General features: G+C 51.4%; 16 protein-coding genes. 11 read left to right on the top strand and 5 right to left on the bottom strand.

Features of this window, described 5'->3' with window-relative positions; genetic code table 11:
- Positions 1 to 109: 109 nt before the first annotated feature.
- The gene (locus tag AC0YN0_RS23395; protein WP_475823428.1) at positions 110 to 1,606 is read left to right on the top strand and encodes a DUF4153 domain-containing protein; all 1,497 of its coding nucleotides are present in this window, start codon (positions 110 to 112) and stop codon (positions 1,604 to 1,606) included.
- Between the two features lie 29 nt (positions 1,607 to 1,635).
- Positions 1,636 to 2,520, top strand: coding sequence for a metallophosphoesterase (locus AC0YN0_RS23390; RefSeq protein WP_475823427.1), 885 nt, complete (start codon positions 1,636 to 1,638; stop codon positions 2,518 to 2,520).
- A gap of 161 nt (positions 2,521 to 2,681) precedes the next feature.
- Here the strand turns inward: AC0YN0_RS23390 and AC0YN0_RS23385 are convergent, their stop codons facing one another.
- Positions 2,682 to 3,713, bottom strand: coding sequence for a ParB/RepB/Spo0J family partition protein (locus AC0YN0_RS23385; protein WP_475823426.1), 1,032 nt, complete (start codon positions 3,711 to 3,713; stop codon positions 2,682 to 2,684).
- Between the two features lie 68 nt (positions 3,714 to 3,781).
- The gene (locus AC0YN0_RS23380) at positions 3,782 to 4,609 is read right to left on the bottom strand and encodes a hypothetical protein (protein WP_475823425.1); all 828 of its coding nucleotides are present in this window, start codon (positions 4,607 to 4,609) and stop codon (positions 3,782 to 3,784) included.
- Between the two features lie 276 nt (positions 4,610 to 4,885).
- On the opposite strand from AC0YN0_RS23380, the gene AC0YN0_RS23375 reads away from it, so the two are divergent.
- From AC0YN0_RS23375 to AC0YN0_RS23360, 4 genes are all read left to right on the top strand, one after another.
- A complete protein-coding gene (locus AC0YN0_RS23375; RefSeq protein ID WP_475823424.1) occupies positions 4,886 to 5,794 on the top strand; it encodes an aldo/keto reductase in 909 nt (302 codons plus the stop codon).
- Positions 5,795 to 6,005: 211 nt separating this feature from the next.
- Complete coding sequence (locus AC0YN0_RS23370; RefSeq protein ID WP_475823423.1) at positions 6,006 to 6,404, top strand: VOC family protein; 399 nt, start codon at positions 6,006 to 6,008, stop codon at positions 6,402 to 6,404.
- 167 nt (positions 6,405 to 6,571) lie between these two features.
- Positions 6,572 to 7,030 (top strand): RrF2 family transcriptional regulator, encoded by a 459-nt coding sequence (locus AC0YN0_RS23365; protein ID WP_475823422.1) that lies wholly within the window; start codon positions 6,572 to 6,574, stop codon positions 7,028 to 7,030.
- A 122-nt stretch (positions 7,031 to 7,152) separates the two neighbouring features.
- Positions 7,153 to 8,175 carry an LLM class flavin-dependent oxidoreductase gene (locus AC0YN0_RS23360; RefSeq protein WP_475823421.1) on the top strand — a complete coding sequence of 341 codons (1,023 nt, stop codon included), beginning with the start codon at positions 7,153 to 7,155 and terminating at the stop codon, positions 8,173 to 8,175.
- 194 nt (positions 8,176 to 8,369) lie between these two features.
- Here AC0YN0_RS23360 and AC0YN0_RS23355 read toward each other — a convergent pair whose 3' ends face one another.
- Complete coding sequence (locus AC0YN0_RS23355; RefSeq protein WP_475823420.1) at positions 8,370 to 8,999, bottom strand: M15 family metallopeptidase; 630 nt, start codon at positions 8,997 to 8,999, stop codon at positions 8,370 to 8,372.
- A gap of 218 nt (positions 9,000 to 9,217) precedes the next feature.
- Here AC0YN0_RS23355 and AC0YN0_RS23350 point away from each other — a divergent pair, with 218 nt between their 5' ends.
- The 5 genes from AC0YN0_RS23350 (at position 9,218) to AC0YN0_RS23330 (ending at position 13,480) form a co-directional block, all read left to right on the top strand.
- Entirely contained in the window at positions 9,218 to 9,661 is a 444-nt protein-coding gene (locus AC0YN0_RS23350; RefSeq protein ID WP_475823419.1) for a MarR family winged helix-turn-helix transcriptional regulator, read from the top strand.
- Between the two features lie 30 nt (positions 9,662 to 9,691).
- Positions 9,692 to 10,666 (top strand): ring-cleaving dioxygenase, encoded by a 975-nt coding sequence (locus tag AC0YN0_RS23345; RefSeq protein ID WP_475823418.1) that lies wholly within the window; start codon positions 9,692 to 9,694, stop codon positions 10,664 to 10,666.
- Positions 10,667 to 10,715: 49 nt separating this feature from the next.
- Positions 10,716 to 11,330: an alpha/beta hydrolase gene (locus tag AC0YN0_RS23340; protein WP_475823417.1), complete on the top strand. Its 615-nt coding sequence runs from the start codon at positions 10,716 to 10,718 to the stop codon at positions 11,328 to 11,330.
- Positions 11,331 to 11,486: 156 nt separating this feature from the next.
- Positions 11,487 to 11,945, top strand: a complete 459-nt coding sequence (locus AC0YN0_RS23335) for a hypothetical protein (protein WP_475823416.1) — start codon at positions 11,487 to 11,489, stop codon at positions 11,943 to 11,945.
- 89 nt (positions 11,946 to 12,034) lie between these two features.
- Complete coding sequence (locus tag AC0YN0_RS23330; protein ID WP_475823415.1) at positions 12,035 to 13,480, top strand: amidase family protein; 1,446 nt, start codon at positions 12,035 to 12,037, stop codon at positions 13,478 to 13,480.
- A 12-nt stretch (positions 13,481 to 13,492) separates the two neighbouring features.
- On the opposite strand, the gene AC0YN0_RS23325 is transcribed toward AC0YN0_RS23330, so the two are convergent.
- Complete coding sequence (locus AC0YN0_RS23325) at positions 13,493 to 14,386, bottom strand: DUF6999 family protein (protein WP_475823414.1); 894 nt, start codon at positions 14,384 to 14,386, stop codon at positions 13,493 to 13,495.
- Entirely contained in the window at positions 14,383 to 16,248 is a 1,866-nt protein-coding gene (locus AC0YN0_RS23320; protein WP_475823413.1) for a 3-oxoacyl-[acyl-carrier-protein] synthase III C-terminal domain-containing protein, read from the bottom strand. Before AC0YN0_RS23320 ends, AC0YN0_RS23325 begins: the two co-directional genes overlap by 4 nt.
- Positions 16,249 to 16,278 lie beyond the last annotated feature (30 nt).

The raw sequence follows: 16,278 nt of genomic DNA, 5'->3' as shown, positions 1-16,278 counted from the left end.
TCTTAAAATATGAAATTTCCAGTTCGGAACTTGCACTTTTTGTTCTTGTTTTCTAGGTTACAATAAAAGGAGCTTCATCACAAATTGTGCAAAAGTAGAGGTGTAACCAATGAGAGATCCGGCGCCTTGGCAGAAGAAATACGATAGAATGGTCGTACTAGCCTGTGTTTTCGGACTTCTGAGTCAATATTTGTTCATAGATACGAGAGCGGGTCTGTCCATGCTGCTGTTTGTGGCCGCCTTTTATGGACTGTTTTTCTATGCAGTGAAAGGACGAATTGGCGGCTTCGAGAAGTGGAGGGGGCAATTCAGCTCGGCGTGGATTTTATTTGTGCCGATTGGCTTACTGACATTGACCTACAGCTTGTTCGCAAATGACGTATTCCGTGTATTGAATCGATTTGTTCTATTCGCGCTCATTATCTCGCAGACGGTGCTGCTGACGAAGAGCAGCGCCCTCCCTTGGTATCGCGGGAAATTTTACAGGGAGCTGCTGTTCTTGAGCCTCATAAAGCCATTCTCCTATGTGACAGTGCCATTCGGCTTGATCGTCAGCCGGCTGAAGGATCAGGAGAAGGGGGATGCGAAGCATTCCGCGTTCAAAAAAGTCATCATCGGCCTGCTGCTCGCCGCTCCGCTGCTTATTGTCGTCATTACGCTACTGGCGTCGGCAGATTCGATCTTTCAGTCGTGGCTGAACAATATTCCCGGGCTGTTCCAGGTAAGCGCCGTAGACGAATTCATTGGCCGCGGTCTTTATGGCGCAGTTGTCGCGCTCTACGCTTTTTGTTACATATGGGTGCTGTTGTTCCGTAAATCCGGCGGAGAGTCGAAGGAAGCTCCATTGCAAGCTGCAGGCGCAGGCGATCGGGGAAAAATCATGCTCGATCCCGTGACCGCAGGTACATTTCTTCTAAGTATGAATGCGGTATACTTATTGTTTGTGAGCATCCAATTCTCTTATTTGTTCGGCGCGGCAGGCGGGATGCTTCCCGATGGTTCGGCTTATGCCGAGTACGCCCGCAAAGGCTTTGTCGAGCTTGTTATCGTGTCTGTTATTAATGTATGCCTGCTTCTGGGAGGTCTTCATCGAATACGCCGAGCTGGCCGAGGCGCGGAGTTGGTACGGAAGCTGTCGTTGACGTCGCTTATCGTATGCACGCTCGTAATGCTCATCTCTGCTTACAGCCGTCTTTCTTTATATGAAGAAGCATACGGATATACGCAGGTTAGGCTGCTCGTACACGGCTTCATGATTTATTTGACAGTGCTATGTGTCATAGCTGTGTTCCGTATTTGGAAGGAACGCTTCTCACTCGCCAAAGCCTACATCGGCGTATCGATCGCGGCGTATGTACTCATGAACTATTTGAATATCGATGCGAGAATCGCGGGCAACAACATCGAACGATTCCATCAATCAGGCATTATTGATATGACGTATCTAAGCACGCTTTCCATGGACGCGGCTCCTGCGATCTATCGATTGGAGAAGCAGCATCCTGAGCTTGAAGGCATAGACGTGGCTGTATTGAATTGGAGACGCGAGGCAAGCTCGCATGGCAAGTGGAGGTCATGGAGCGTGGCGATACAGAGGGCTAAATGAGAGTTGGTTAAGAAAGGAGAGGGGGACCTATGCGTTTTGCAAGGCTACGAATGACGAAGAAGAAATGGTTGATTGCAGTTATTGTCGTCATTGCATTAGGAGTTCCGTTCTTATATTTCGAAAATAACGCGATTACGACGACGACGTTCCGTATGCAATCGGATAAGTTACCCAGCGGCTTCGATCGATACCGCATCGTACAGTTATCAGATTTGCATAGCAAAATGTTCGGCGATAATCAAAGCCAATTAGTCCGCAAGGTGGCTAAGCTGAAGCCTGATCTCATTGTCGTGACAGGCGATTTGGTGGATGCTAGGCGGTATAACGCGGAGACTAGCTTGACGGCGATGCGCGAGATGCTGAAGCTCGCGCCCGTATATTACGTGACGGGCAACCATGAATGGGGTTCGGGACGCTATGGCGAGCTCGAGGATGGTCTGATTGAGCTCGGCGTTCAGGTGATGCGAAATGCCGGTCAAACCATTAAGCTGGGAGATGGAAGCTTCCGCTTAATCGGCATCGATGATCCGACGTTCGACGGCAGAACATATCGGGGGAGTGTAGGCGCTGACGAGAGAATACGGAAGGTGCTTCATTCATTCGATGAAAAGACAAACAACACGCAGGAGGAACCTTTCACGGTTCTGCTGTCCCACAGGCCTGAGATGTTCGAGGTCTATTCGAACAACCGAATCGATCTGACATTCTCCGGCCACGCGCATGGCGGACAGATCAGGCTGCCTTTCCTCGGAGGACTGATGTCTCCGAATCAAGGCTTGCTGCCCCGTTACGACGCGGGCAAGTTCGTGAATGAATCATCAACGATGATCGTTAATCGCGGATTAGGAAACAGCACCTTCCCGCAAAGGCTCTTCAACCGTCCGGAAATTATTATGGTTGAGCTGACGCGATAGGTGGAAAAGGGCAAAAAGAGCCCCGCAGCAACGGGCTGCGGGGCTTAAAGTGTTTCTATATTTCAAAAGGGGGTTGAGACTTATTATAGCCCTCTATTATTAAAGAGGGATGAAAGAAATATTTCAATACGATTACAAATTATTGCTAATGTACTGTAATGTTAGGTTTGAACTTCATTCGCAGCCGATATAAGCTGCTTCACGGCGTTCCATTCGGCGAGATGTTTCTCCAGCGTGTCGATCAACTGATCGAGCATATGCGAGAAGCCAAGCTGATCCGCGGCATCGATGTTCTGCACGGAGGCTAGCAACGAGCTGCTAAGCGGGCTATGGCTCGGTATGGACGAAATAAGCTTGTAAAGCTTCGCTTCAATTGGAGCGGCAGCAACGGTGGCGGTCTGTGCGCTGCCTTCATGGACGGTGCTATCAGCAGCCCCGGCCGCAGCAGGGGCAGGCTTCGGCTCGGCGGGCTTAGCGCGCTCCGCCTTGTTCTGCTCATGGGTCGCCCAAGTTTCGAGCAAGCCGCTGCCTGTCTTGAACAGAAGCTTCGCTTTCGTGCTTTCCGAGATCGTCTTGTCCTTGAACAGCTTTGCGATCTTCTTTACATCGCTGACCGGCAGCTCATCCCGCGCGGCGATGAGCGCGATCGGATCGCGATGCTCCATCGGCAAGTCCTTAAGCGGCAGGAGTTGATCTTCGGTCAGCTTGTCTTTCCGAATCTCTGTTCCGCTGACAATCAGCTTCTTCACGGCATTGCTGAACTTCAGCAGCTCACACTTGTTCTTAATGTACGATTCCGGCTTGCCCAGCTTGCCGGACAAGTATTTGGTCGAGCTGCGGAATTTCGGGTCGTTCAGCAGCTTGTTGAACGCTTCTGCCTCTTCGATTGGAGAGAACCCTTCCCGTGTTAAGTTCTCCGCGATTTGCTCCAAATAAATTTCCAGCTCGTCCGTCACGGTGGACACGATACACGGCATAGTAGGCAGTCCAAGCATCTTGCAAGCTTTGTATCTTCTATTGCCGTAAATAATTTTGTAACGTCCGTCGCCGGTCGTTCTGACTTTAATGGGAGACAATAGGCCGATCTCCCCGATGCTCTTCATAAGCTCCTGCAACGCTTCATCGTCGAATTGGTATCTAGGCTGATCTTTATCCTCGTCAATTAAATCCGTAGCTATCTGTATAATATCCATATCATTTCTCCTATCGTTAAGTTAGGCTAACCTATTATAACCTACATAACGACATCTGGAAATTAAACTCAAACGATTTGCTTGCTGGTTGCCGCGATAATTGAGGCTATTTGTCCCTCGTAGCCATGGATTTTTGTTTTGTTGTCATTGATTTGCTTCGCGTAGTTCAGCAGCTTCGCGAACGAATCAAGCGTCCACTTCAATTCCCCTCTCTTAATCGCGTCCTTTACTATTCGAGTCTCCGCATCGAACAGCTTCTTGGTGCTGCTGTTCGTACTTTTGGCTGCCTTGATCTTCGCTTCATAAGGCTCGATACCCGAAAGAAGCTTCTTGTACGTTGCGATCTTCTTCGCGGCAGCCGCTTTCGCTGTCTTATAGGCGGCGTCCTTGCCGCGAATATCCTCGCGAGCGATGGCGACGGCAATCTTAAGACTGTCCACCTGGGGCTTCAGCAGCGCGACAGCCGTCTTGCTGTCGATGGACTTCGCCAGTCGCATCTGGCTGTTCTTCTTCTCGTACAGCGCGAATAAGTCAGCGTATTTGTCGCGAGTTTGGTCTGCTTCGGCCTTCAGCTTCGCAAGCTTGACGGCGTCGACCTGCTTGATCTTCTCCTTCACGGCGGTCTCGGCTGCCGTGTTGCGGTCATGCAGCTCGGTTATAAGCTTGTCCCACGACACCTCTTGCTTCTGTGCAGCCAGCAGATCGGTATATTGCTGCTTAAGCTTGGCAGCCGTTGTCTTGTCGGCGCTCGCGGTCATTTTGTCGAAGGCGGATTTGTACGTGACGGTGAGCTCGAACGGGGCGGCGAAGGCAGCTGGTACAGCTGTGGTTACTGCGACGACAATCGCAAGCAGCATCGTGGCAAGCAGAATCGGCCATCTTGCATTCATAATCATAAATGTTAACCTCCTCGGAATTTGACCCGCGGCAGAACGCAAAAAAAGCACCGGCAAGAAAGGGCGCGAGCGCGCCTTCTCTTACGGGTGCTTCCATCGTAAGCGGGTCGGTATTTGGTTAATTTCCACCAATATACAGGACGGGCAGGAGATTCGTCAAGCGAAATAGAAATGGATTTTAGGCGGTCAACCGTCTAAAATTGAGTTCTATCGTTTTGTATATACGGGATGTCATTTAGGCTTCTATAAGAAGCTATTAGAGGAGGGAAATTACGGGTGAGAAAAAATCAATTAGGAAGTTCGGATCTGTTTGTTAGCGAGATCGGTCTCGGCTGCATGTCGCTTGGAACGGACAAGGAAGCGGCAATGAAGCTGGTCAAGCAGGCGCTTGAACTTGGCGTCAATTTTTTCGATACGGCAGACCTGTACGATGACGGCTTGAACGAGTCGATCGTAGGCGAGGCCATTCGCAGCAGGCGGCAGGACGTCATTTTAGCTACGAAAGTTGGCAATCGGCGCGTGCCGGGGCAGGAAGGCTGGGTATGGGATCCTTCCAAGGCATACATCAAGGATTCGGTGAAGGGGAGCTTGCGGAGGCTTCAAACGGACTATATCGATTTGTATCAGCTGCATGGCGGGACATTGGACGACCCGATTGATGAGACGATTGAGGCGTTCGAAGAGCTGAAGCAGGAAGGACTCATCCGTTATTACGGCATATCGTCGATTCGTCCGAATGTTATTCGAGAGTATGCGAAGCGTTCGAATATGGTGAGCGTGATGAGCCAGTACAGCATTCTAGATAGACGGCCTGAGGAAGAGGTACTGCCGCTGCTAGCCGAGAAGGGCATTAGTCTGATCGCCAGAGGGCCGGTCGCGAAAGGGATATTGACCGGCAATGGAAGCGCCAAGGCGGACAAAGGTTATTTGGACTACAGCAAGGATGAGGCGATTCACGTTCGGGAACAGCTTCTCGAGCTGGACTTGCAGGGGCGCAGCCTGTCGCAGGCAGCGATTCGTTATGCGCTGTCATCTCCGGCGGTCGCTATCGCTATACCGGGCGCAAGCTCGTTCGAGCAACTGCGGCTTAATGTGGAGGCTGGCAACGCTGCGCCGCTATCGGATTCCGAGCTTGAAGCGATTCGTAGCATCTCGCGCGCTAATCGTTATGAGCAACATCGTTAATAGGCAAGGGTTCTAGGCAGGAAAATGGGCAAATCTCGCTAAAGAGATTTGCTCTATTTTTGTTGTTTACAGAACAAATGTTCTGCGTTAATATGAGCTTGTGGTTATCTTTTCCAATACTTACAATCGGCTGAGAATAGGCTGGGTTTGAAAGAATATCATTCGGAGACTTGGGTGAACTGATTCGCTTAAGATATGAGGAGAGAATAAGATGATTAAACGGATTGAATGCGCGTATGTCCCAGTCTCGGATGTGGAGAGATCGGCCAAATGGTATGAAGAAGTGCTCGGCATGAAGCTTCGGTCAGCGATCCAGCCAGGCAGAGGAGCGATTATGATTATGGGGGACGGCGGATGGTTGTTTTTGCAGCCAAGCCCGAATATGACGCCGCTTACTTTTGCGACAACAGGCTGGGCGGAAGTGGGCGAGTCGTTCGAAATGTTCCCGATCTGCTTCGAGACGGACAATATTCAAAAGCTGTATGAATCGTTGCGGCAAGCTGGTTTATGGCTCGAAGCTGAGGTTCGTGATGAAGGTACCTGCGGGCATCAGCTTAACTTCAAGGACCCGGATGGGAACAAGTATCAGGTGTGGCAGCAGCCGGAGTAATCGAAGGCAAGCAGCAGTGAGCGGAACAAGACGAGTGGTCGCCAATGATCGCTGATGAATTTTAGGCGATTGGCGACTGCGGTCTACTCCGCTTTAAGACATGATGATTGACTTCATTAACTGTATGAAATAGAATTACAGTATCCTTCATAGGGGGCGTTACATCGATGAATAGTGAATTCACAGTCGCTGTTCACAGCCTTGTGCTGCTGGCTTACTTGCCGGAGCATATGGCGAGCAGCGAGACGATTGCGCGGAATGTATCGACGAATCCGACTCGTATTCGCAAGATTATGAGCATATTGCGCAAGCATGGATTTGTGAGCACGAAGGAAGGCATTGGCGGCGGATATATTCTGAATTGCGAGCCGCAGCAGGTCACGCTCGCGGAAGTATACAGAGCTTTCGGCGGCGGTGCGCTTAAGCCGCACTGGTGCTCGGGCAATCCGGACGAGGAATGTCTCGTGTCCGCGAATATCGAAGGCGTAATGGATCATTTCTTCCATGAAGCGGAGCAATATTACGTATCGTATTTGGAACAGAATACGATTCAAACGGTGCTTGAACGAATCCGGCTCTGTCAGCAGAGTCAGAAGAAGTTATCCGGGCAGCCGCAGCAATCGTAACTGGAGCAGGCATAACGGAGCGGGCGCAACCGCAGCCGGTTATGGTCTACTCCTAGCTATAATGTATTTTTATTATATACAGTTACTGTATCTACAACCAATACAATAAAGCAGGTGAACGTATGTCCATAGGTAATGAACAAACGCAACACAGATCGATTCCGTTGTCGGTATTGGACGTCTCCCCTATTATAGAGGGCGGCACAGTAGCGAATTCGCTGCATAATACGCTGGATCTTGCCCGTCATGCGGAGCAATGGGGCTATAACCGCTTTTGGCTCGCGGAGCATCATAATTCGCCAAGCATCGCAAGCTCGGCAACCTCTGTCGTAATCGGCCATGTAGCTGCCGGCACATCTACGATTCGCGTCGGTGCAGGCGGCATCATGCTGCCCAATCATGCCCCGCTCGTTATTGCCGAGCAATTCGGTACGCTTGAGGCGTTATTTCCAGGGCGCATCGACCTTGGTTTAGGGCGAGCGCCAGGCACTGACCAACTGACAGCAGCAGCGCTTCGCGGCGGTCGACGCAGCAATGGGCTCGACTTCCCAGATCAGTTGGAAGAGCTGCGCGCCTTCTTAGAGCCGGGAGGCTCCGCGCTTAATCGCGGTGTAAGAGCGATTCCCGGTGAAGGACAAGACATTCCGATATGGCTGCTCGGCTCCAGCGACTTTAGTGCGAATCTAGCCGGACAGCTTGGTTTGCCATTCGCTTTCGCAGGACATTTCTCCCCAGGCTTCACGGTACCGGCGATGAATCTGTACCGAAGCAGCTTCCAGCCTTCCGAAGTGCTGGAGAAGCCTCATGGCATGGTGGCGGTCAACGTAATTGCCGCCGATACGGATGAGGAAGCGATTCGACTATCGACGTCCATGCAGCAGCTATTCCTGTCCTTCGTCCGCAACCGTCCAGGCCCGCTGAAACCGCCGGTCGACAATATGGATGAAGTATGGAGCGAGCAAGAGAAGGTAGCGATACAGCAGCAGCTTGGATCGTCAATCATCGGCAGTCCCGATACGGTTAAGCGAAAGCTGGATGACTTCATTGCCGCGACAGGCGCGGATGAAATTATGATAGCGGCACATATTTACGATCATCAGGCTAGACTTCGTTCGTACGAAATCGTATCGAGCTTATACCAATAAGCGAGAAAGAAACCTCCAAGTGACTGCAACTGCGCAGTCGCTTGGAGGTTTCTTTTGTGATGCAATAGAAAAATATCAATGGCCAACCTTCAGGAAAATGGATTTCATCCAATCAAAAAGAGCAATTGGCGGCGAGAGCGGTGTTTGCATGGAATAAGTCCAGGCATAGCACCACTCATGCCACACCGGTTGTTCTATTCTACCTGAGGACGCTTGCCCCGCAGCAGCTCGCGAATGGAGTAGCCGAAGTCCATTTGTAGATGGGGATAGTCCTTGAAGTTGTCCCAATCTCCGCCCCAAGTAAAGCCAAGCTTCTTCGCGATCGCGACAACCTCCATCCAATCGGGTTTACTATTCCCGTTTCCATCATATTTCATATCCCACACGACATCGCCGTCCTTCGTTCGAAGCGCGAAGTCGATCGCAAGCCCGTAATTATGATACGAATGACCGCCGCGAACTTGCGTCACGACAAGCCCATCCAATGATCTTCCTTGCTCGTACAGCGCATTTTGCTCCTCAGTGGAACGGAAGCCGTCCGTAATCAATATCGTAATGCCAGCTGCGGCAGTTTGCGTGATTAGCTCTTGTTGTTTGGCTGCAACAATCGGATGTAATTCCGTAACGGGAGGCACATTAATTTCAGGTGTGAAAGGCAGCTCTGCGCCTGATCGTTGAAGCAGCTTCCAAGCTGTAGCTGCTATAAGGAAAGTAATGATGAATATCAGGATCTGATTGCGTCTGCGCCTGCTTGCCGACTTCCGACTAGAGGGAAGCGGAGGCTGAGGCATTGTGCCGGGCGTAAAGGAAGTGCGTTCAATCATTCGTGTTCTCCTTCAAATGTTGCCGATAAATATCGGTATTATGGCTGTATAAGTATTCTGCAAAAGCGGGATAAGTTATCCGCTAATATTATCATACGAGCTATGTTTGCGCCCTAGTCTTAAGTCTAAAGTAAGAAATGATAATGAAAAGGTAAGCAGTTGACAAATCATCAGTTTAGATCTAAACTGAGTACATAAAGAAGAAACGAGGTGATAAGTTGGAGCCAAACGATACAGCGTCTGATTACAGCAAGCAAGACGAACGATTAGGGTTGTTGATCTGGTACCGCTTGTCCCGGGTATACGGTCATAACGTTCGCGAGACGCAGCAGCATTTGAAAAGATGGGATTTGACGGTTGCTCAATTCGATGTGATCGCACAGATTGGCGAACAAGGAAAGCTTACGCAGCAGCAGCTTGCGGATAAGCTGTTCGTCACTAAGGGGAATATTACGCAGCTGTTAGTGAAGCTGGAGGAGCAAGGGCTCATTACTCGCGAGCAGCAATGGAAGATCAAGCTCGTATCGCTAACCGACAAAGGAAAAGCGCTATATGCTGAAGTTGTTCCTAAGCAGGAGCGGTTCCAAGTGTCGCAGTTCGATGCTTTGACGCGAGATGAGAAGAAGCAGCTCGTACGACTATTGAGAAAAATTCAGAAGTAAAAAATACATCCATTTTGGGAGGTCCATACTATGCAATTAAAAGGTATCCACCACGTATCCGCGATTACTGGCAAAGGGTCTGCGAACTTTGATTTTTATACAAGAATATTAGGCCTTCGCCTTGTAAAGAAAACCGTCAACCAGGATGACACTTCGGTGTATCACTTGTTCTACGGGGATGAGAAAGGCAATCCGGGAACGGAATTGACGTTCTTCGAATTTCCGGGTGTACCGCAGAACCGCGCAGGCGTGAGCAGCATCTCGACAACTTCCTTGCGTGTTCCAAGCGATGCGGCGCTTACGTACTGGAAAGAGCGTTTTGCCGAGTTTGGCGTCGAGCATGACGACATTATCGAACGCGCCGGTCGTCAGACATTAGCTTTCCGCGACTTCGAGCGCCAGCGTCTCGTGCTTGTCTCCGACGAGAACAACGTGGGCGTAGCAGGCGGCATACCGTGGGAGAAAAGCCCGGTTCCAGCGCAATATGGCATTATCGGCTTAGGTCCGGTTCAACTGACTGTCCATAATGCAGAACAGACCGCTCTCGTGTTGACACAACTTATGGGCTTCCGTCAGAAAGGCCAATACGCATCGACTGTCGCAGGACAAAAAGATATTGTCGTCTATGAGACCGGAGAAGGCGGCAGCGGCGCGGAGATCCATATCGAGGAGCGGAACGATCTGCCTCGCGAGGTGCAGGGCGTCGGCGGTGTCCATCACGTTGCCTTCCGCGTCGACAATGACGATGAGCTGCGCGAGTGGATTGAGCACATCCGCGGCGTAAGAATTCCAAACTCGGGTTTCGTGGATCGCTTCTACTTCCGTTCGTTGTATTTCCGCGAGCCAAACGGCATCTTGTTCGAGCTTGCAACTGACGGACCTGGCTTCGATACGGACGAGGATATCCATCATCTCGGCGAAGCGCTTTCCTTGCCTCCATTCTTAGAAGGCAGAAGAGCACAGATCGAAGCGGGCTTGCAGCCGCTCAGCACGCCTATTGGATAACGATTAGAATAGCAATCGAAGATTGAAAATATAGAAAGGTGTGAGGAGTATGAAACATATTTTTGAGCAAGGCGACAATCCGAATGCGCCGACGCTGCTGCTGCTGCATGGAACGGGAGGCAGCGAACAGGATTTGCTTGGAATCGGGCGAATGATCTCTCCGGGCTCATCGATGCTAGGCGTGAAGGGCAATGTATCCGAGAACGGTGCTCCGCGTTTCTTCCGCCGTCTGGCAGAAGGCATCTTCGATGAAGAGGACCTGATCTTCCGTACGGAGGAACTGAAGACGTTCGTCGACGAGAGCGCGGAGCAATACAAGTTCGATCGGAACAACGTTATCGCTATCGGCTATTCGAATGGCGCAAATATTGCAGGCAGCTTGTTATTCCACTATAAAGACGTGCTGAACGGCGCGATTCTATTCCATCCGATGGTGCCGCGAAGAGGAATCACACTGCCCGATCTAGGGGGAACCGCAATCTTTATCGGAGCGGGCGACAACGATCCAATCTGCCCGCCGAGCGAGACGACGGACTTGGCTGCCTTGCTGCAAGGCGCATCCGCTGAGGTGACGCTGCACTGGGAAAGCTACGGACATCAACTGACGCGAGGCGAAGTGCTCGAAGCGGCAAAATGGTTTAATACGAACTATGTTACTAACTAAATAGTGATCACAAGTGGGAGCCCAATGCTGCAAGAGAGCATTGGGCTGTTTGCTGTTTGGATGGCGGTTCTATAAATGTTAGAACTGCAATCTGCTGCGTATAGGGATTATGCTGAGCATATAAGAGAAGATTCGTAACCCTGAGAGGAGAATAATATGTTTCGGACATGGAGCAGGAATCAAGTATTCCAGTATGTGGCATCGAAGCTGAATGGATCAGGTGTGTTGTATTTGTCGACGATCCTCATTATTAAGGGATTTTATTTTGAAGACTGGCCATCTACGGCCAAAAATCCGCTTCTGTGGTTTTGTTATTACGGTTACGCAACTATATGGTCTATTCTCGTCGATTTTCTGACACGCAAGACGATTCCGGAAGATCGAATTTTTTACAAGATCCCGCTCTATCTGTTTGGCGGCATATTACCTTTTGTGGTAATGATGGGCGGATTGAACCTTTTTTCGATGATAGCCAGCCTAATTGGAGTAGCATGCGCCAGTATTTATTACGGCGTCTCGAACTATGCTTATCATGCTAAGAGATTATGGCCGTATTTGGGTATCCTGTCGCTCGCGATGACCGGTTTTCTCATTGTGTTGGTTTTTCTGAAATAACGTAATTTTTAATTTGAATCAAAGTTTATCTTCTTCATTGCCACTCTGTTTTCTATGATTAAGATAGCTGTCAAGAGAGGGTGCGTACGATGAATAGGAACGTCGAGTTGGAACAATGGATAATAGAAGCGGATATAGGGAGCATGAAGCTCGCTATGGAAAATGGAGACTTAAGCTCGGAGCGGTTGACGGGGGCTTATTTGAACCGGATTAAGAAGTTCGACGGCAAGCTTAGGTCGGTGCTGGAAGTGAACCCGGATGCGCTAGAGATTGCTAGAGAGCTGGACCGGGAGAGGATAGAGAAAGGCAGCAGGGGACCGCTGCATGGCATACCGATTCTGCTCAAGGACAATATTGCTACGAAGGATCGGATGCATACAAGCGCAGGATCGCTGGCGTTAGCCGAATCGATTGCCGCTGAAGATGCCGCACTGGTCGAACAATTGCGCCTTGCAGGCGCTGTCTTACTCGGGAAGACGAATATGACGGAATGGGCGAACTTTATGGCTAACGGCATGTGGTCGGGCTACAGCGCAAGAGGCGGGCAGACGCTCCATCCGTACGGACCGGGCGAGCTGTTCGTCGGCGGATCAAGCTCCGGGTCGGCTGTAGCTGTGGCGGCTAATTTAGCAGCGGCCGCAATCGGCACGGAAACGGACGGCTCGATCATTGAACCGGCTAGTCAGAATATGGTCGTCGGCATCAAGCCGACGGTCGGTCTTATTAGCCGCAGCGGCATCATTCCAATCTCTCATAGACAAGATACGGCAGGGCCTATTGCACGGACGGTGACGGATGCGGCAATATTACTAGGGACATTAACCGAAATCGACTATACGCCATACTTGGATGCGATGTACTTGAAGCAAGCGCGCATCGGTATTCCGCGCTTCTACTATCGTCGTCTGCATAAAGAAAGACTTGCGATTATGGAAGAAGCGATCGCGATGTTGAAGGAGCAGGGAGCGACAATCATCGACGATGTGAAGCTGCCTTGCGAGGACGCAGAATGGGAGCATGAGCTGCTCGCGATTGAATTCAAGCAAGGCGTGAATGCTTATTTGTCTGCGTTGCCGATAACACCTGATGTTTCCGTAAGCAGTTTGCGCGACGTGATCGCCTTCAATAAGGAGCATGCGGAAGCCGCATTGAAGTACGGACAAGGCGTGCTTGAATGGTCGGAGACGATGACCTTAACGACGGATGACCCTGCTTACTTGGCAAGAGCAGCCCGCACGAAAGAGAGGGCTCGCGGGCAAGGGATCGATTATACGCTGAATGAGCATCACCTGGATGCGCTGCTGCTGCCGGCGATGCATGACGAGCAAGATCCTGCTGCTATAGCAGGTTATCCGCTCATAACCGTTCCTGCAGGCTGGTCCGATAAAGGCTATCGCCATCCGAACGACTTCTCGACGAGAGGACCGTTCGGCATCGCCTTCATGGGAACGGCATCTAGCGAGCCGACCTTAATTCGGCTCGCCTACAGCTTCGAGCAAGCGACGAAACGCCGCTTCCCGCCTGATCTGGAATAATCGCGCCCCGCGTTAAGCCGGAAGCCCAGGCTCTTGCTCCTGTTTATGCTTCAGCTCGACGAGCAGCGCATGCATCTGCTCCGTCGCGAGCCCATGCAGGACGAGCCGGAAGCCGGCTCTTAGCGTCGTCAGCGGCACCATCGGATGCTTGTTATTAATGAGCGCAAGCCGATCGTTGCTGCCGATAATTTTCGAAGCGAGAATGCCGATCGTTTCATCCAATTGCAATGAATTCGTAGCCCGCCAGAAGTCGTTGTCGGTCAGAAATAGCTGATACACGGGTGTGAAGCACTCGATCGCCGTCGTCAAATCCATGAAGTTCGTCCACCGCCTCGGCATCGGCTCGATAGGCAGCGGGCTTGACGTAATGGCCGCGAAGTTAAGCCGATCTTGCTTCGTCACCTCCAGCTTGTTGTCACGCAATTCCTTGTTCAGATTGATGACGAAGTTGTATAAGTTGAGGTCATGGATGAGGAACAGATCATCCTTCACCGGCTCCAAATTCGTTGGCTTGAGCGGATTCATTGTGATGTTCACGCCCGGCACGTTGTCGCGAATAAACTGCAGCACTTCCGATCCGAGGTAGAAATGGCGAAGGATCATATAATTGGCGCTCGGGCTGACGAACGTCTTCATGCCCCAATGCAGCACACGGTGCAGCAAACGGGAAGACGTGAGCGCCTTCGGCACGATGATCTTGTAGATTTGCAGCAAAATAATCAATAGACGGGCAAACGGGCGAAGCAGCGGAAGCAGAAACTGCCGCGATCTGCTGGAGCAATCCTTCAAATAGGCGGCCTTCGCCTCTTCATTGAACGGAATGCTCTGATCGAGATAGATCGCGAGAAAAGGATTGGGGTCATTCCGGTCATGCTTCATATTACGGAAATAGTCAGCCTCGCTCATATGTTATTCAGCTCCTCTAACTGCAGCAAATATAACCGTGCCGTCGTCTTGGCCGTCTTCACGATGCGTGCGGCAATGTCCGCTGTCAGCAGCGGATGCTGTACGACCGTCTCCAGCCGCTCGAAGTGCAGCTCGTCGGAATCGCTATGATACAGCAAGAACGACACCTGCTCGTCGACCAGCCCAAGCTGGTCGCGAATCATTTCCCCCCAGTAACGCGCCATCCGGCAGCCGAGTCCCTCGATAATCCACATCGCGCCGATGAGGTCGACGGGATTGTCGCGGCTCGCACGCTGGAACAGGTAGGCGGACAACGCCTCGCTGCCGATATTTTTCTCCCCTGATTGAATAGCCTCCAAGTCTCCACCCACAGCTACATAATTACGCTCCAGTATTTGAAAATCACGGTGCTCATCGCGGGCATGCGCTATGAACGTCGAGCGAAGGTCGATATGCTCGATCGGGATGTAAGACGCTGCCCGCGCGATCCATTGCGAGCCGTCGATGACCTGCTGCCGAATGTTTTCCATCAATGCTTTGTAGTCGTTGATCGTGAACTTGCCCTCGTACAGCTTGCGAATAACGGGTACGCGGGCCAGCTTCTGCTCGAAGTCGATCCATACGCGTACAAGCTGGCGAACGAGCTGCGCCTGCACATCATTGGACGCGTCATACGCAAGCTGCGGGGCTTCGGGCACGCGCTCCTCGAATGGAGCTTTATTAGCTGTATCCTTCGAGCCGACCACCGTCAACAGCATATACGAGGTTTGGAATCGGCCGCTCTCCGGCACCATGCACAGCACCCTTTCGCCAGGTGTCAGCTTGCCGCTGCTAAGCAGCTCCTCCAGCATAATGTAGATCGATGCCGCTCCCGTATTGCCCCTCGTGTATAGATTCGTGAACCATTTCTCCTCGGGAATCGTTAAGCCGCCCAGCTTCAGCAGCCGGAATATTTCGTCGCGGAAGAAGTGCGAGGAATAGTGGCATACCATCCAATCAATCGAGGAAGGATCGACGGCGCCTTCCTCCACAAGCTCGAAGAAACGATCGACACCAACCTTCGGCATTTCATTCACTAGCCGAATGTCTTGCTTCAGATTCATCGCCCCGTCGTCGGCTGCGTCATGCACGGACTGATAATCATGCCAGCTGGCAAGCTCCTTGTTTTCTTTGTTAAACCCTGCGTACATACAGACGTCATAGCTGTTCGCATACGACTTGTTGTCGATCCACTCAATGCGAAGAGACAGACCGCTTACCGCCGGCGTGTTCTGTAAGACAGCTGCTCCTGCGCCGTCCGACAGCATGAAGCGCAGGAAGTCGGTGTCGAACGGAACGGCGCTGTCGCGATACGCTTGCTGCGCTTCGAACCGCGTATGCTTGAAGACGCGGCTCGGAAATTCGCTTGCGCACGATATGGCAATGCGGCTCTCGCCGGACAGCACTTGCAGATAGGCATTTTTCATCGCCTGCATACCGCTGGCGCAGACCCCGTGATGCGTCGCGATTTCCATGACGGGCAAGCCGGTCTCGGCATGAACCATACTCGCGAAGCCGGGAACGAGCAAATCGCCCTGCGTTGTGCCGACGGCGAGGAAGTCGATCCCTTCATCCAGCGCGTTCGAATGGCGCGCGAGCGCATCTTGAATGGCTAAAGCCGCCATCTCGGCGTTGCTGTATAAGCTCCGTTGCTGCTTGTCGATCGCATAGTGACGGTAGCGTATTTTATTTTGCTCGAGGATGCGGCGTTTGGACTTGGAGCTCTTGCCGTTAATTCGGCCAAGATAGTCTTCCATCTCTTCATTGCCGATAGGCTCTCCCGGCAGAAATTTTCCCATGCTCGTTACATAAACGTGATTCATCCTGTACACCTCCTGAAGGATATGGTATAT

The organism is Paenibacillus sp. J22P218, assembly GCF_056269195.1.
The sequence above is the reverse complement of the archived record's forward strand: the minus strand, read 5'-3'. Positions and strand labels throughout refer to the sequence as shown.

Bases quoted from the DNA above. Each gene is read 5' to 3' on its own strand.
- AC0YN0_RS23395 (WP_475823428.1), top strand. From the start codon at position 110: ATGAGAGATCCGGCGCCTTGGCAGAAGAAATACGATAGAATGGTCGTA.
- AC0YN0_RS23390 (WP_475823427.1), top strand. From the start codon at position 1,636: ATGCGTTTTGCAAGGCTACGAATGACGAAGAAGAAATGGTTGATTGCA.
- AC0YN0_RS23385 (WP_475823426.1), bottom strand. From the start codon at position 3,713: ATGGATATTATACAGATAGCTACGGATTTAATTGACGAGGATAAAGAT.
- AC0YN0_RS23380 (WP_475823425.1), bottom strand. From the start codon at position 4,609: ATGATTATGAATGCAAGATGGCCGATTCTGCTTGCCACGATGCTGCTT.
- AC0YN0_RS23370 (WP_475823423.1), top strand. From the start codon at position 6,006: ATGATTAAACGGATTGAATGCGCGTATGTCCCAGTCTCGGATGTGGAG.
- AC0YN0_RS23365 (WP_475823422.1), top strand. From the start codon at position 6,572: ATGAATAGTGAATTCACAGTCGCTGTTCACAGCCTTGTGCTGCTGGCT.
- AC0YN0_RS23360 (WP_475823421.1), top strand. From the start codon at position 7,153: ATGTCCATAGGTAATGAACAAACGCAACACAGATCGATTCCGTTGTCG.
- AC0YN0_RS23355 (WP_475823420.1), bottom strand. From the start codon at position 8,999: ATGATTGAACGCACTTCCTTTACGCCCGGCACAATGCCTCAGCCTCCG.
- AC0YN0_RS23345 (WP_475823418.1), top strand. From the start codon at position 9,692: ATGCAATTAAAAGGTATCCACCACGTATCCGCGATTACTGGCAAAGGG.
- AC0YN0_RS23340 (WP_475823417.1), top strand. From the start codon at position 10,716: ATGAAACATATTTTTGAGCAAGGCGACAATCCGAATGCGCCGACGCTG.
- AC0YN0_RS23335 (WP_475823416.1), top strand. From the start codon at position 11,487: ATGTTTCGGACATGGAGCAGGAATCAAGTATTCCAGTATGTGGCATCG.
- AC0YN0_RS23330 (WP_475823415.1), top strand. From the start codon at position 12,035: ATGAATAGGAACGTCGAGTTGGAACAATGGATAATAGAAGCGGATATA.
- AC0YN0_RS23325 (WP_475823414.1), bottom strand. From the start codon at position 14,386: ATGAGCGAGGCTGACTATTTCCGTAATATGAAGCATGACCGGAATGAC.
- AC0YN0_RS23320 (WP_475823413.1), bottom strand. From the start codon at position 16,248: ATGAATCACGTTTATGTAACGAGCATGGGAAAATTTCTGCCGGGAGAG.